The 15,127-nt window shown below is 39.9% G+C and carries 14 protein-coding genes; 7 read left to right on the top strand and 7 right to left on the bottom strand.

What is annotated here, in order from left to right:
- Positions 1-23: 23 nt before the first annotated feature.
- Both ASU00_RS04700 and ASU00_RS04695 read left to right on the top strand, forming a co-directional pair.
- Complete coding sequence (locus ASU00_RS04700) at positions 24-2,189, top strand: PAS domain-containing sensor histidine kinase (protein WP_057912296.1); 2,166 nt, start codon at positions 24-26, stop codon at positions 2,187-2,189.
- Between the two features lie 272 nt (positions 2,190-2,461).
- A complete protein-coding gene (locus ASU00_RS04695) occupies positions 2,462-2,701 on the top strand; it encodes an aspartyl-phosphate phosphatase Spo0E family protein (protein WP_057912295.1) in 240 nt (79 codons plus the stop codon).
- A 200-nt stretch (positions 2,702-2,901) separates the two neighbouring features.
- Here the strand turns inward: ASU00_RS04695 and ASU00_RS04690 are convergent, their stop codons facing one another.
- The 4 genes from ASU00_RS04690 to ASU00_RS04675 form a co-directional block, all read right to left on the bottom strand.
- Entirely contained in the window at positions 2,902-3,633 is a 732-nt protein-coding gene (locus tag ASU00_RS04690; protein WP_057912294.1) for a ZIP family metal transporter, read from the bottom strand.
- Between the two features lie 127 nt (positions 3,634-3,760).
- Entirely contained in the window at positions 3,761-4,984 is a 1,224-nt protein-coding gene (locus ASU00_RS04685) for an MFS transporter (protein ID WP_057912293.1), read from the bottom strand.
- Between the two features lie 129 nt (positions 4,985-5,113).
- Positions 5,114-5,440 (bottom strand): ATP-binding protein, encoded by a 327-nt coding sequence (locus ASU00_RS04680; RefSeq protein WP_057912292.1) that lies wholly within the window; start codon positions 5,438-5,440, stop codon positions 5,114-5,116.
- Positions 5,441-5,545: 105 nt separating this feature from the next.
- A complete protein-coding gene (locus ASU00_RS04675; RefSeq protein ID WP_057912291.1) occupies positions 5,546-5,728 on the bottom strand; it encodes a hypothetical protein in 183 nt (60 codons plus the stop codon).
- A gap of 403 nt (positions 5,729-6,131) precedes the next feature.
- Between ASU00_RS04675 and ASU00_RS04670 the strand changes: the two genes are divergently transcribed.
- The 4 genes from ASU00_RS04670 (at position 6,132) to ASU00_RS04655 (ending at position 12,464) form a co-directional block, all read left to right on the top strand.
- Positions 6,132-6,569: a MarR family winged helix-turn-helix transcriptional regulator gene (locus ASU00_RS04670; RefSeq protein WP_057912290.1), complete on the top strand. Its 438-nt coding sequence runs from the start codon at positions 6,132-6,134 to the stop codon at positions 6,567-6,569.
- Between the two features lie 866 nt (positions 6,570-7,435).
- Positions 7,436-8,632: a M14 family metallopeptidase gene (locus tag ASU00_RS04665; RefSeq protein ID WP_057912289.1), complete on the top strand. Its 1,197-nt coding sequence runs from the start codon at positions 7,436-7,438 to the stop codon at positions 8,630-8,632.
- A gap of 880 nt (positions 8,633-9,512) precedes the next feature.
- Positions 9,513-11,207: a M3 family oligoendopeptidase gene (locus ASU00_RS04660; RefSeq protein WP_057912288.1), complete on the top strand. Its 1,695-nt coding sequence runs from the start codon at positions 9,513-9,515 to the stop codon at positions 11,205-11,207.
- 216 nt (positions 11,208-11,423) lie between these two features.
- Positions 11,424-12,464, top strand: coding sequence for a YkvI family membrane protein (locus ASU00_RS04655; RefSeq protein WP_057912287.1), 1,041 nt, complete (start codon positions 11,424-11,426; stop codon positions 12,462-12,464).
- Positions 12,465-12,515: 51 nt separating this feature from the next.
- Here ASU00_RS04655 and ASU00_RS04650 read toward each other — a convergent pair whose 3' ends face one another.
- On the bottom strand, positions 12,516-13,139 hold the full coding sequence (locus ASU00_RS04650) for a hypothetical protein (protein ID WP_057912286.1): 624 nt from the start codon (positions 13,137-13,139) through the stop codon (positions 12,516-12,518).
- 260 nt (positions 13,140-13,399) lie between these two features.
- A complete protein-coding gene (locus tag ASU00_RS24335; protein WP_064505160.1) occupies positions 13,400-13,576 on the bottom strand; it encodes a YkvS family protein in 177 nt (58 codons plus the stop codon).
- Between the two features lie 453 nt (positions 13,577-14,029).
- On the opposite strand from ASU00_RS24335, the gene ASU00_RS04645 reads away from it, so the two are divergent.
- The gene (locus ASU00_RS04645) at positions 14,030-14,224 is read left to right on the top strand and encodes a hypothetical protein (RefSeq protein ID WP_057912285.1); all 195 of its coding nucleotides are present in this window, start codon (positions 14,030-14,032) and stop codon (positions 14,222-14,224) included.
- Between the two features lie 51 nt (positions 14,225-14,275).
- Here the strand turns inward: ASU00_RS04645 and ASU00_RS04640 are convergent, their stop codons facing one another.
- The gene (locus ASU00_RS04640; protein ID WP_057912284.1) at positions 14,276-14,770 is read right to left on the bottom strand and encodes a sigma-70 family RNA polymerase sigma factor; all 495 of its coding nucleotides are present in this window, start codon (positions 14,768-14,770) and stop codon (positions 14,276-14,278) included.
- Between the last annotated feature and the right edge of the window lie 357 nt (positions 14,771-15,127).

The following is a 15,127-nucleotide window of genomic DNA, read 5'->3' as shown; positions in this document are numbered from 1 at the left end:
GGTTTTGATAAGGGGTGTTAATGATGATGAATGTTGATTTAGAAAATGAATTGGAATATAAACAAGAACTTAAAAAAATGAAAATACAGATAGAAGGCTTTCTGGACATTTTCAAATCATTGTCAGAGCCGTATATCAGGGTTGATGAAGAATTAAGGTTCACTTATGTCAATGATGCCGCCTGTGCCATGCTGGAATCCACGGAAAAAGAACTTTCTTCCAAGAAAATATCGGATTTTCTCGATGTCATCCCTTTGATAAATCAGGAAAATTCCAGCTTGCGAGGAAAACCGAAGGAAATTAAGCGGCAAATGATCCGGCTTCATACGGGAGAAATCAAGCAAATTGATTTCGTACCTGTCGGTGCCGTAACGGAGGGCGAGCAAATGTATCGCCTGGAAGATGTGTCGTTGGAGTTGCCTTCATCCGGGGAAAATAGCCTGTCGAAACAGATGTTTTTTGACATTTTTGACACCGCTATGGAGAGTATCGTCCTTTTTGACAGTTCTGGAATTATCATCGAAGTGAACCATGCCTTCATCGAAGTCATGGGCATACCTAAAAAGGAAATTATCGGAAAGGAAATGATGGATTTCATATCCCCGAATTATAAAAGCTATTGGGAACAAAGTGTAAGTAAAGTCTTTGATGTATCGAACTACAAAGGAGAAGTAGAGATGATCATCAGGGACGAAACGTGTCATTTCTCGTTTTCGATAAGTCCAACGATAGGAAATGACTTATACATGTCGGTACTTCAAAGAGTTACGCAATCCAATCTAATAGAAAAACGTTTAGAGACGAGCGAACGGATTTTTGCAGAATTGTTCGATCAGTCAATGGATGCGATCATATTTTGGAATGATGACGGGATTATATTTAGAGTTAATCAATCGGCATGTAAAATATTCGAATCGACGAGGGAGGAATTGATTGGGAGCTTTATTTGGAAATACGTATACAGCAACAACCGACATTTTGGTCAGATGATGGAGACGTTTGGGAGGGACACCCAAGTGAGAGGTGAATTGCTATATAAAATGCCAAACGACCAAATTAAATTACTTGAATTGACGGCAAAAAAACATGAGGGTGATGGGTACAACGTCACAATCTTCCGGAATGTCAGTGAGCGTTGGTTGATTGAAAAGGAATTGAGGGATAGTGAGAAGAAATTCAGGAAGATTTTTGAGGGAACTTTGGACGGCTTGATTTTATGGAATCACGAGGGATTCAAGGATATTAATGAAGCTGGTCAGGAAATATTGGAAATATCGAAGGATCGATTGCTTTCCTTTACTGTTAAGGAGTTCATTGAGAAAATTCCCGGAAATGCGCCAGACTTGAATGACCATATGGAAAATGTATACAAGCACGAGGTGTTCTCATCGATCATCCCGATTACATTCGAGGATGGACGCGTTAAGCATATTGAATTTTTAACAAGGAAAAACGTATATTCGAGTCTCAATCTAAGTATTTTTCGTGATGTTAGTAAAAATCTGGAAATGCAAGCGCAAATTAGAAAATCCGACACATTGAATGTCGTTGGTGAACTGGCTGCAGGGATTGCCCACGAAATCAGGAATCCGATGACAGCTTTAAAAGGTTTTATTCAGTTGCTTGAAGATGGGGTAGAAGGGGATTTTTCCACATATTTTCATGTCATTACATCCGAAATCAAGCGAATTGAAACGATCATCACGGAATTTCTAGTATTGGCGAAGCCACAGGCACTTCAAATCGTTAAACAAGATGTGCATACCATCTTGAGGGAGACTCTCGAATTGCTCGCAGCCCAGGCTATGCTAGAAAATATTCAATTCGATACGTACTTCGAAGAGGTTGAGTTTACTGTTTTATGTGAAGCAAATCAGTTAAAGCAAGTATTCATTAACATCATAAAGAATGCCTTGGAAGTCATGCCGGATGGTGGAACAGTTCGGATTGAAACAAGTCGATACTCAGGAAAATACATTTGTATTTCAATTACTGATCAGGGGGTGGGAATTTCAGCGGAAAAGCTGAAAAAGCTGGGTGAACCTTTTTATACGACAAAGGATAGGGGAACCGGCCTGGGCCTAATGGTCAGCTATAAGATAATTGAAGAGCACAAAGGCTATATTGAGGTCGAAAGTGTGGTTGATATGGGGACGAGCTTTCATATTTATTTACCGTTCGAGTCATGATGATGTGGGCTAAAGCAGGATGAAATCCAATATGTAAGAAGGGAATTGAGAAATGGATTCCCTTATTTTTTTTGCCTTGGATATTGGCTTATGTAATCGGTTTGGAGGGGGACAAGAAATTTTCGTCATATTCTGTCTGCTCATGGGACATGCTTTATCGCAATTTAAGAAGTTTTGTCTTTTTTTGCGAATCTATTTACATATAAGGCATATTTTGTGATACTTCTTTATTATAATGTAACTTTAAAAGGGCAGGAGTAGTGAATGTAGTTATGAAATCTAGGAGTGCAATGAAAATTTGTTCTGAAATTCGCATGAAGCGTTGGGAAATGATGGAGTTGGCAAAAATGTATGGGATAGGTCATGAGTTTACCCTTCGCCAAAGCGAGCAGCTCGATAAGCTTATAAATGAGTATTTAATTCTGCAACACCACCCATCCGTGGAAGTGAGGAACCAACGAGAAGACATGGTTGTTATTGTACAGGAACCATTTAATGATGTTGCTTTGTAAAGGGATCCTTTAAAATGAATGTCAGCTTAAATTCATGATTAGATGCATGAATATTAGCTAGTACGTCTTAGAACATTTGAATAATTCAGGAAAAACAATGTATGGATAGATGTTGTGAAAGCGGTTGTACGGAAACCTGGTCGCTCAGTCAAATGAAATTAAAGTAAGGGCTGACTCACTTATGCGAGCCAGCCGTGCTATTACAAGATTTCCAGTAATAGAACCATGAACAAAAGACCGACAATGAAGGAATAGGTGGAAGTTCGTTCATTGCCATCGCCATGACTTTCTGGAATCAATTCCTTATAGACGATGAAAAGCATCGCTCCGGCCGCAAAAGCGAGACCATATGGAACGAGGAATCCGATGTAAGAGGTTAAATAAAAACCTAAGAGGCCCATAAATATTTCGATGGTGCCGGTTAAGGTGGCGATAAGGAACGCTGTGAATTTACCAATTTTTTGATTGATTAAAAACAGGGCGACAAGTAAGCCTTCAGGAGCATTTTGCAGCCCGATGGCAAAGGCGATCAAGTTACCGGTATCTGCGGTATCCGAGGCGTAACTTACCCCGACTGAAAGTCCCTCAGGAATATTATGGAGTGTGATGGCAGTTATGATAAGCAAAGCCTTTTCATCGAACTGAATCCCACTTTTCGAATGGCTGAGATCAATATGCGGAATGTTTTTTTCCAAGATCGTTAATGTCATGACCCCGAGGAAAACTCCAATGACAAGCTGAATATACCCTCCCGTGGCAAGTGACTCCGGAATAAGGCTCAATAACGAAGCTGCCATCATGATACCGGCGGTAAATGCCAGAAGCGTGTCCCTGAAACGGTGCGTGATTGAACCCTGGATGAAAAGAATAGGTAATGCACCGAACCCTGTAGACATAGCAGATAGGATGGTGCCTAATAATACTTCACTCATTGATTTCTCCTTTGTATGGTGCTTATCGATTTTAATTCGCCAAACTTTAAGGTGAAACAATAATGCATTATATTGAGAGGTTGAAAAATAGGTTCCAGTTAAATGGCAGTCCAGTCTTGATTTATGATCATCCTTCGGCATACCATTTTTTTAAAGTTGAATCAGAAGGAAGCAACATGCTGATGATGCCGAGCAATGGCAAGAATCCCACAAGCTTTATCATCGATTCGATTCCAATAATATCCGCAATGGCCCCCAATGAAACCGATCCGATTGCTCCCATCCCGAAGGCTAATCCTACAGTCAAGCCGGCCATCGTCCCCACCTTACCTGGGACCAACTCCTGTGCATATATGACAGTAACCGAAAAGCTGCTCATGATAATGAATCCCGCAATTAATAACAAGATGAAAGCGGCTGTATGAGGTACGAATGGCAAAAGAGCGGTAATTGGCGTACTGGCAGCGAAAGAAAAGAAAATCACATTTTTGCGACCGAATTTATCGGCAAGCGGACCACCGAAAAACGTACCTACAGCTCCAGCTGCCAAAAAGGCAAACAGGAAAACTTGAGCGGATTTTATCGTGAATGAATGCTGCTCGATTAAATAGAAACTATAAAAGTTGGTCATTGCTGATACATACCAGGAACGAGCAAAGATAATGAACAAAATTAATACCAAGGCTTTCGCCACTTTATGGGAACGATCTTTATTAATTATTTTTGCAGCTAGCTTTTTCGGTTGGAAGGATACGATTTTTTGTGAATACCACTTGGCGATATAGAGCAATAAGATAACCGCGGTTAAGGCAACCAGGGCAAACCAGAGTGCGCCTTTTTGGCCAAAAGGGACAAGCACGATAGCTGTGATGAGCGGAGCAAGGGCCTGCCCGCTGTTACCGCCAACCTGGTAAATCGATTGTGCCAGGCCCCGCTTAGGTCCGCCTGCCATATAGGCAACCCTGGAGCCTTCAGGATGGAAAATGGCCGAACCAAAGCCCATCAGAATCACTGCACCCAAAATTATCGTATAGTTTGGGGCAAGTGCAAGAATGATGACTCCGATTAAAGTGCTTGTCAATCCAATGGGCAAAGCATAAGGAATCGGCTTTTTATCTGTGTAGAAGCCCACAGCTGGCTGTAGCAGCGATGAGACGATATTAAGGGAGAAAGCAATCATCCCAAGCTGGGTATATGTCAGTGACATCGATTTCCCAAGTATCGGGAACATGGCCGGTACAACTGCCTGAAGAGAATCATTCATCAAATGACATATACCAATGAGGACCATGATTTTCAAGGTCATATCTTGTTTTTGTGATTTTGTATTACTGGCAGTGATGCTTCCCATATGTAAATATCCTTCTTCCTGAATAAGAATTTGATCTGTTCCATATATTGTTCAATCCATACTCCCCATCAATTCACAGGCGGCATTTGTCCAGTCTTCCTATAAAAGAGCGAAACGGCAATGAAAGTTTTATGGATGGTCGGTTATTAGTGGCAAGCAGATAGTAACGGTAGTACCGATTAGCGGTATACTTGTAAGCTCGACCGTTCCATGAAATGACTCAATGATTCGTTTGACGCAAACAGCCCTAATCAGGTTCCCTCCTTTTCCTATGTATAAAAGGCTCGAACACCATACCACTTTCCTTTCATTCAAGCCTTGTCCCATGTCGACGATATCGATCTTGGCTTGTTCATTTTCATGGTAAATCCGTATGCTTAACTTTTCGCCAGCCTTCATGGCTTCGAACCCGTTTTTGGAAATGTTAAGAATGACTTGTTTAAGCTGGTCGTGCAATGTACCCTTATAGGTTCCTTCCTGACTTTCCAGGGCAATTCCATATTAAAGTGACGTGCCTCTGATTCTATTATCGGTCTCAATTCGGCCATGATACCTCGAATATCATAATGAGATAAAGTCCTCGACATAGATTTCCCCAGAATTAAAACGGTTGATCCGTCCAATTTCCTTCATGATGACAGAGTAGTAAAACTGATCCTGCACTTTCCCTGATAAGGAGACACCATCCAGGTTTAGCCAATAGACGCCTGCATATCTCGGATCAGTATCCTTGTTCCAGTTCATGAGGTGCTCGGTTTTTTGATCATCTAAATAAAGAACGAAACTGCTTACGCTTAGTAGCTCAAGCTTTTTTTTGTTTCACTGATAACCTGTTCTATGTATTCATGATAAACAGATCCTGCCCATTCAGCTTGTTTCTGCCTTTCCTTTTGGGTGGACCGCTCTAAATGATGCCAATAAATGATGGACAGAATAATTAATGGTAAAATAACAATAAGGAGCTAGGTCTTGATTTTATGCCCTGGTTCTCATGTTCGTCACTACTTTAACTTTTTTTTCAAGTATATCAAACTGTTTGATTAAACAATACATTCAGAAGTCGTAAATTGACAAAGATGTCATGGTGTCATATAATAACTTTTAATTCAAGATATTTTAATTAAAAACACTTTAAGGTTGTGAAATTATGGAGAATAATACCATCCAGCAGTCTTTGAAACTGTTTATTGTGATGTCCAGAGCTCATCGCTCCATTAATGATGTGGTAAATAAACATATAGCAGAAGAGGGTTTGAATCCAACGGAGTTTGCCGTACTGGAATTACTTTATCATAAAGGCGATCAGCCTCTCCAGCAAATAGGCGGAAAAATCCTGCTAGCGAGCGGCAGCATCACGTATGTCGTGGATAAACTTGAGCAGAAGGAATATCTTCAGCGTATAGCCTGTAAAGAGGACCGACGTGTAACCTTTGCCAAAATAACGGACAAAGGAAGGGCCTTCATTGAAGATGTATTTCCTGAGCATGAGAAGAGAATCGATGAAATCATGAGCGTACTTACCCAAGACGAAAAAGCTACCGTAATTGAGTTGCTGAAAAAGATTGGTTATTCCGCACAAAATTAATTTAAGAATCAGCGCCTGATTAACAGGTGCTGTTTTTTTTTATGACATGGAAAAGCCAATTAATAGTTGAAATCCTTCAATAACACGATTGAGATGTTCCTAGCTGACCATAAGGAAGCTTTATTAAAGGAGAACTGGTGGCAATTAAACGCCTAGTAGTTTTCTCTGCGAAGTTTTTAGGTGTGGCCAATGCTAAGATCGGTACAGTCTTTTCACATTTGGACGTATGCTATGGAAGGCGAAAGATTTCAGTATATTGACCGTGAAGAATCCTTTTAAATTTAAGTGTGGAAAGGGTCATAATGTTTTTGTCTTCAACCCAATTGATGTATTGAGAAAACACCGATAAGCCTTGTGAGAGTGAGAATGAACAGCGAGATAACGAATAGGAATCAATTATTCAATCTAGTAATACAAAACAAGAAAGTAATAATATAAACGTTAATAAGATAATAAGGCTGTTTTTAATAGAGTACAAGATGCTATCAAGGAAGGTTCCGCCCTTACCTGCATATCCAGTTACGTTGATAGAGTTTTCAGGATAATGGAACGTCAGGCTTTATATGCTGAAAATAACCGTCAAAACGCATTAAGAAGAAACGCGAGGGTAAGCCGTCAATTTGTAAGGGGGGTGTTACTATGGAAAAAATATGTACAAACTGGGCTAAACGACATGATATATCGGTAAGTGTTACAAGATAATTATTGTCCACTCTGCCTTTGTTACATGAAGAAAATAGTTTGGTTTCTGTGAAGTAAGATGTAGAGCGACGTAGAAATTTGTTTTTTTAAAATAAAAAAAGGATAAAGAAAGAAAAATGCAGAATATATCTTAATATTACATATTTTCAGATGGGGGAATAGATGTGAAAAAGAAATTTTTTAAAGTTTTAAGTTCAACAGTAGTAGCCGCAGCATTACTTGGCCCGAATGTCAGCTTCGCTGAAAGAGGACCAAATCCGACAGGTGGAACGAACCTTTCTACCGAAGCATTCCTTAATTATGACGAGCTTATAAAAAAATTAAATCAACTTGAGCAAGTGAGTAAAGGAAAAGTAAAAGTAGAAGTGGCTGGACAAACAAATCAGGGTCGTTCCATTCAGAAAGTAACGGTCGGTCATGGTGACAAAGTCGTTCTTATTCAAAGTGAAATTCATGGAAATGAAAAAACTGGAACCGTTGCGTTATTAAACATTCTTGAAAACCTTGGTCAAAGTAACTCACCTGAGGTAAAGAAAATGCTTGATGAATTAACAATTGTTGCTATTCCAATGATGAACGTAGACGGCTCAGAGCTTGATCGTCGTGGAAACGAGATGACATGGTCTGAGGTTGTAGGGGAATTCCCTCAACTTTCTAATGCAAAACCTACTTGGAACTATTACACTACTCCGAGATCAGGAGACGACTATGCTAGCAAACCAGGATTTGATGTTAATCGTGACTTTAATCCAAACCTAAACTATGTACCAAATCCTCAAGACTTCCCGGGGGCATCTGAAAAGCCGGGCTGGTTTATTACACCAGAAGCGCAAACGGTACGTGACATATATAAAGGGTTAAAATCGAAATTCGGTAAAGTGGATGTTTTTATCGACCTTCATCACCAAGGGTTCCCATATATCGAAGGAACTGATGATCGTGTAACGATGTCGATATCCGGAAAATTCGTTACCAACCCAAGCACGCCTGCAGGGGCTAAATATGAACAGTATGCAGATAATTTTAAATATGATTTCTCCCGTCAGTTGACTCTTACTGCTTATAACGCACTACAAGCGAAAGGGAATTCTGTGTTTACGAATATTTCATTGTACGATCAATCCATCGATCTGCCAGGTACTGCTTTAGGAACGTTTGCTTTAAACGGAAGTGGTACGGTTCTATTTGAAGTTAGTGGACAAACACAAAACTTTGGGCAAAAAAAGAAAGGCCAGCTAGTAAAAACAGTTGAAACGGGTCTAATGGGAATTATCAATGGCGTAACGGATGGATCGGTTCATAATCTTAATCCATCTGACTATGAAAATATTCCTGAAAGTTCATCTACACCGGGAATTTAATTACAACGAAAGAAGTCCACTTTCTCTATTGATTGAGAAAGTGGGCTTTTTAATATTGGAATTTCCTTAACGTAGCAAAACTTCCGTATTTCCAGTTCTATACTTGGGGGGGAGGCAGCCAAAATGCAAAATAGCCACTGGTAAATACTGCAGCGCATGTCGGTATTTTGGTCATAATCAGAGTCAAATCGATCCGTTGTGATGTAGGTTACAATACAGAGCAACCAACTACCCTTATTTTATTCATAAAGTAAAAAGTAATCTGAGGAAATTTGTAACCGTTGATATTGCAATGTTTACCCTTTTAATTTATGTCCTTAAAGATTTGCAGTTTAATTTTACTTGGTTTGTTAAAATAATAGTGTCAAATCTTTTTATGAATGTTATTACGATGAGACATACAATAGTTAAAATTTATCAGTCATGATACTACAGAATAATTTTAAATTGGGTTTTGTTTAATCTACTTTTTTACATTATAGCGTAAAAGACTTAGATAGCGATTGTTGGATACATTAACCATAATAAAAACCCCAACGTGTCTAAGTGGTATCCTCATACACTTAAACCGTTCCCCCTTAAGTACGCTGGAGAAAAATTTTTTCCAACTAACATATTAGTACATTCATTTTAGTGTATTTTACTGTTAGTTCCAGGGGAAAAAAGGAGGAAATACGATGGTTATCTGGAAGAATTGAGAACTTTAAAGCGGTTCGGAATTGGCAGTAACAGTTTTGTTAAGCGCTTGAAGGTTTTTCATGTTGGGTTGGCGAATTTAACTATATTACAATAACCACCATTGTGGAGGATGATGGAAAACGTCATTTTAGGTTGAAGATGAAAATGTTGGTAGAACGATAAATAAAAGGAGTGTGTACATATGAAATTTAACGAGTATGAATATAAACGTCCTGAAATGGATGAGATTAAGGAACGGTTCATGAAATCGTTGGATAAGCTAAAGGGAGCTGAAGAGGCACGTGACCAAATTCTGGCGATTGAAGAAATAAATGAAATTCGAAACCATGTAGATACGATGTTTAATTTAGTCTATATTCGACATTCCATCGATACGAATGATGAATTTTATAAAGCGGAGAATGATTATTTAGACGACTTCTCGCCTGAAATGGAAGAATTGACTTCGAAGTTTTACAATGAACTTGTCCGCTCGCCACACCGTCAGGAGCTTGAGGGCAGATGGGGCAGTCAACTGTTTGATTTGGCTGAGGCCCAACTTAAAACCTTTTCACCTGAGATCATTCCGAAGCTTCAAAAGGAGAATAAATTATCCAGCCAATATTCGCAATTGATTGCCTCCGCAAAAATCGACTTCGATGGTCAAGAGCTAACTCTAGCCCAGCTCCAGCCATATATGGAATCTGAGGAACGTGAGTCAAGAAAACATGCGAGTGAAGCATATTATGGCTTCTTCGAGAAAAATGAGGACGAATTGGATCGTATTTTCGATGAACTTGTTAAGGTGAGGCATGAAATTGCACGTACGCTCGGCTATCAAAATTTCGTCGAGCTTGGATATTATCGAATGACAAGGACGGATTATGATGCAAAAATGGCTGCTGCATTCCGCAAGCAGGTAAAAGAGGAAGTAGTTCCGCTTGTTACCAAGTTGAAGGACCGTCAGCGTGAACGACTTGACTTGGATACTCTGAATTACTATGATGAGAGTTTTCATTTCAAGACCGGAAATGCAGTTCCTAAAGGGAACGCGGAGTGGATCATTGCAAATGGGAAAAAGATGTATCAGGAGCTTTCACCTGAAACGGATGAGTTTTTCAATTATATGATTGACAATGACCTCATGGACCTTGAGGCCAAGAAGGGAAAAGAAAGCGGGGGTTACTGCACTTTTATTGAAGATTATAAATCTCCGTTCATTTTTTCCAATTTCAATGGAACTTCAGGGGATATCGATGTTTTAACACATGAAGCAGGCCATGCGTTCCAAGTATACCGCAGCCGCAACCTCGATATTCCAGAGTATTACTGGCCTACCTATGAAGCATGTGAAATCCATTCGATGAGCATGGAATTTCTGACTTGGCCATGGATGGAGCTCTTTTTCAAGGAAGATACGGAAAAATATAAGTTTTCCCATTTGAGCGGGGCACTTACATTCCTTCCATACGGCGTGGCTGTTGATGAATTTCAGCATTTTGTCTATGAAAACCCTGACGCCTCTCCTCTTGAAAGAAAGCAGGCCTGGCGTAAGATCGAGAAGGGATATTTACCCGATCGCGTTTATGAAGCGAACGAATACTTGGAGGGAGGCGGGTATTGGCAGCGACAAAGTCATATCTATCAGTCACCTTTTTATTATATTGACTATACATTGGCCCAAATTTGTGCTTTTCAATTTTGGAAGAGGTCTGCTGAGGAGGATGAAACGGCATGGCAGGATTATCTACATCTGTGCCAGCTTGGAGGCAGCCATTCTTTCCTCGAGCTAGTTGCATCCGCGAATTTGAAATCTCCCTTTGTGGATGGCACTGTCCGGTCCGTTGTAAAGGTGATAGACGAATGGCTATCCAATGTCGATGATAAAGCTCTATAATAAATGAACGCTTGAGGATTTTTCCTTAAGCGTTTTTTAATTGCGTTTTTCATCCTAAAAGCAGGTGGTTATTCCAGTTGGATGATTCTGAGGGGTAACTACACGGTTGGCAGCCTTGCAACTTAACGTCGAAAAGTAAACCTGTCGTAAGGAATATCACTTGGCTTGTCTTAAATGTATCTTCCTTACATATAGATGTAGGGAGGAGGGGAGCGTATGCTTTCAAGGTGGTCAGGGGTTTTTCAGATTGCAGCCGTTTATGTAGGCACAGTGGTGGGTGCTGGTTTTGCAACTGGAAAAGAAATCGTTGAGTTTTTTACCCGTTATGGCTTTTATGGCTTTCTCGGGATTTTAATAGCAGGTTATATTTTCATTTTTAGCGGTACGAAAATCATGCTCGTATCTGCAAGAATCAACGCATCATCTTATGAGGAGTTCAATCAATTCCTTTTTGGCAGGAAAGTAGCCGGAATCATCAATATCTTTTTCCTCATCATGCTGTTGGGCGTAACAGCTGTCATGATCTCGGGATCAGGAGCTGTGTTTGAAGAACAACTCGGCATTCCGAAAAGTATAGGAAGCTGGTCGACAATCATCCTGGCATCCTTGGTGTTGATGATGGGAATGCGCGGGGTATTCACGGTCAATTCTTTTGTCGTACCGATCATGATTTGTTTTAGCATCATCCTTTTTTGCTCGACATTGGGAAACGGGGATTTCTTCAGTACCCTTACAAAGGTGCCTGAAGATGCCATCACCTTGAAAACGATTTTATCCCCATTTGCCTATACAGCCTTTAATCTGGCTTTGGCGCAGGCTGTACTTGTTCCTGTTGCATATGAAGTTCGGGATGAGAAAATCATTAAGCATGGTGCAATCCTTGGAGGTATATTTTTGACCATCATTTTATTGACGGGGCATTTTTCACTCATGACGCTTCCTGACGTGAATCGTTATGAAATTCCTTCGGCGGTAATTATGAGGACGGCGGCTTCACAGCTGTATTGGATGTTCATTCTGGTCATTTACGGGGAAATATTCACTTCGGTTATTGGAAATATATATGGATTACAGAGGCAAATAAGCCGTTATATTAAATTGCCAAGCATCTTGATCATTGCGTTGATTTTCCTAGTAGCTTTAGGAATAAGTGAATTTGGATATGGAAGGTTATTAGGCTATATTTATCCGGTTTTTGGATACATCAGCTTGATTTTTTTAATGCTGGTCTGGAAAAGCAAAGGAGGAAAGGGCTAAAGAGGAACGGGGGGATGACTCCAGCCTCAGTCCCAAGATAGGAGGCTGGAGTCATTCTTTCGAAAGCGTCTGGGCCATCTTTAGAAAAGCATCCCGGTAATCCTGATCTTTTTTCGTGAACATCGATAAGCGGACAGGTTCTTTTCCTTTGATCAATATGGATGTAAGGACTTCATCCTCATTTTCCACTTCAAATCCAGTTCCATTCTCTACATCGAGCCCTGGGTCTTTAATCGTTTCAGAGACGCTTTTCAATTGTGCTTGTACGGTTTCTTCTGCTTCATCCCAATCGACGTCCTCCGGAAGCAGCTCGATTCGCATGAATATGGAGTCATCTTCTTTCAACACCACTACATCTTTTCCTGGTTCTTCGGCACTTAACTTAAACGGCTGCAGTACATACAGGCTAAAAGGTTGATTGTTACTTCTTTTTAGAAAGGCCGTTTTTTCTATTGTTCTGCCATTACTCGTATATTGCAAGTGCTGTTCCATCAGTCTTACTTTGTTGTTGCTTCCATTGTCGCCATTCTCTTGATGGGGTGGATGGTTTTCGTTATCTTCTTTCTCTACATCTTCCTTCGGAGCACCTTGGTCATCGTGTGTCGTAGCTCCACAGCCAGTTAACAATAAACCAGCCAAGATGGTACAGCCTGCATACAGTTTCCAATTGTTCATATCATGTTCCTCATCCTTCTTAAAGTATTCTACGATTAATAAGGCTCTTTTCGTTTATAAAATGAAACTATTTAAGGTTGATTGGAGGGGAAATCAACCACACTTCATTACTTGGTGACAACGCTCTTGATAAATTGTTATGAAGGGTATATATTCCCTCATATGAATAGACGGCTTGAATAGAAAAATGTTACAAAGGATGCTGAAAAATGAAAACGGAATGATCGATTTAGTGACCATTCCGCTAGGGTGGGTTGAATTTATCCTATGATTTTATAATTTTTATGATTGACCACGGTTTTTTGTTCAAGTTCCAAATCACGATAATTTTCCATATACGTGACGTCCACGATTACTGAGTTCTCGTTCACTTTCTCGACGATTCCTTTTAAGCCTTCTCTAAATTCAATGATATTTCCAACTTCCGCTTTCTTCATGGTAATCATCCTTTCCCATTTCGTTTCCAATGATCAAAAAAGTAACTATGGAGTAATTGGATTATTCGAACATCTTGCCGTTTAGATTTTGACGTGGGGAGTGCAAGTATGAGAAATGAATATCTCTTCTGTCGGTACAGTAAGCTAAACTTTTTTAAGGAGGTGCCTTTGTTACTTTGATGCAATTGTCATGATAAGGAGTTATTTGGTAGATCTTGTATATGGAGGTGTCCTTGCAAGTATGTATTCCTATGTACAAAAAATGCCAAACATTTTACAATATGATATTTTACTATACAGTTTGCACTATTTTAAAGCATACGTAAAGAATAATGTAGCAAGTATCCCAAAAAATTCTCATTTAAATTTAGTGCCTAGCTTATGATAGAATGGAAGCGGAATTTCTCTTGTCCGGAATGATGGAAAACTATTGAGAAAAAAGGGGATTTTATGATGAATGCAGAAGAAGCGAATGAAGTGCTGAATAAACTTGCAAATCGTGAAATGGATGAATTCAGGATATCGAAGGAAGATTTTTTAGGGTTTCGTGAGGTGCTTGTGAACAGGGAAGACTTTAAGCATTTTCGGGGCAATGCCCACCATAACGGTGAAATCGTCTATACGTACTTAGAAGAAGCAAGAAGTTGATAGGAAATTAAGGGAGGGTGGCTCAGAGTTTGAGCCACCCTCTTTTCATTTTCATTTACTACTTACGATCATTTTCTTTCTTAATTTAGCTAAAGCTGACTTCCTCCACGATTTGACGGCTGAGGGGGATACCAGGTATTTCTCAGCTATTTCAGTCACTGTTTTATTCTGCAAGTACGTCTGTAAAAGCCAGCGCTGCTGATTTAAGGTCAAGCCTTCCGCGTAGCTTACTATATTTTCAATATTGAAGGCCTCCTCATGTATGGAAAAGGTGTCTTCTATCTCTAGGCTGACGGTATCATATAGTTTCGTGTTGGTTTCATATTTATGATGAACCTTCAATTCATTCATGAGTCGGCCTTTGATGACAGTATAGGCGTAGTTATGGAATTGTCCCAGGTCCGCATTGAAATTCTGATAAGATTCCCAGAGGGCGATCAACCCTATTTGGAAATACTCGTCCTCATTTTTGTAAATGGAAAGAGAGCGGATAATGTGATGGATCATCGGGGTGAATTTAGCCGCAATAGCCGAAAAGTCCGTCATTAAGCACTGCCTTTGGAAAGTGCACTTTCAAGTATTCCCGGGTGCTTTTACCATAAAGGATTATGTTGACTTTAGCGAAAGGGCATTATGGGAGAATGACACACCTAAAAAGCATGCTTCCAATATGTAAATATGGAACTTCATGCAGTGAAACTGTCCATTTCGTTATAATGGGATTTCACTTTTTGGATTCAGGGCCAAAAAGTGAATATATATATGGATATTTGAATGAATTTCCGCTATCATCTCAGTTTCTGGGTGATGACATCTTTCTCACTTTCCCCGCTCTTCCAATGAAGTGGGCGAGAACTGAATTGAAATGCTTCATTCCAGTCATATTTCCTAATGAATCTCCAT

Source organism: Peribacillus muralis, assembly GCF_001439925.1.
Classification (GTDB): Bacteria; Bacillota; Bacilli; order Bacillales; family DSM-1321; genus Peribacillus; species Peribacillus muralis.
This window is presented reverse-complemented; position numbering and strand designations above follow the sequence as displayed.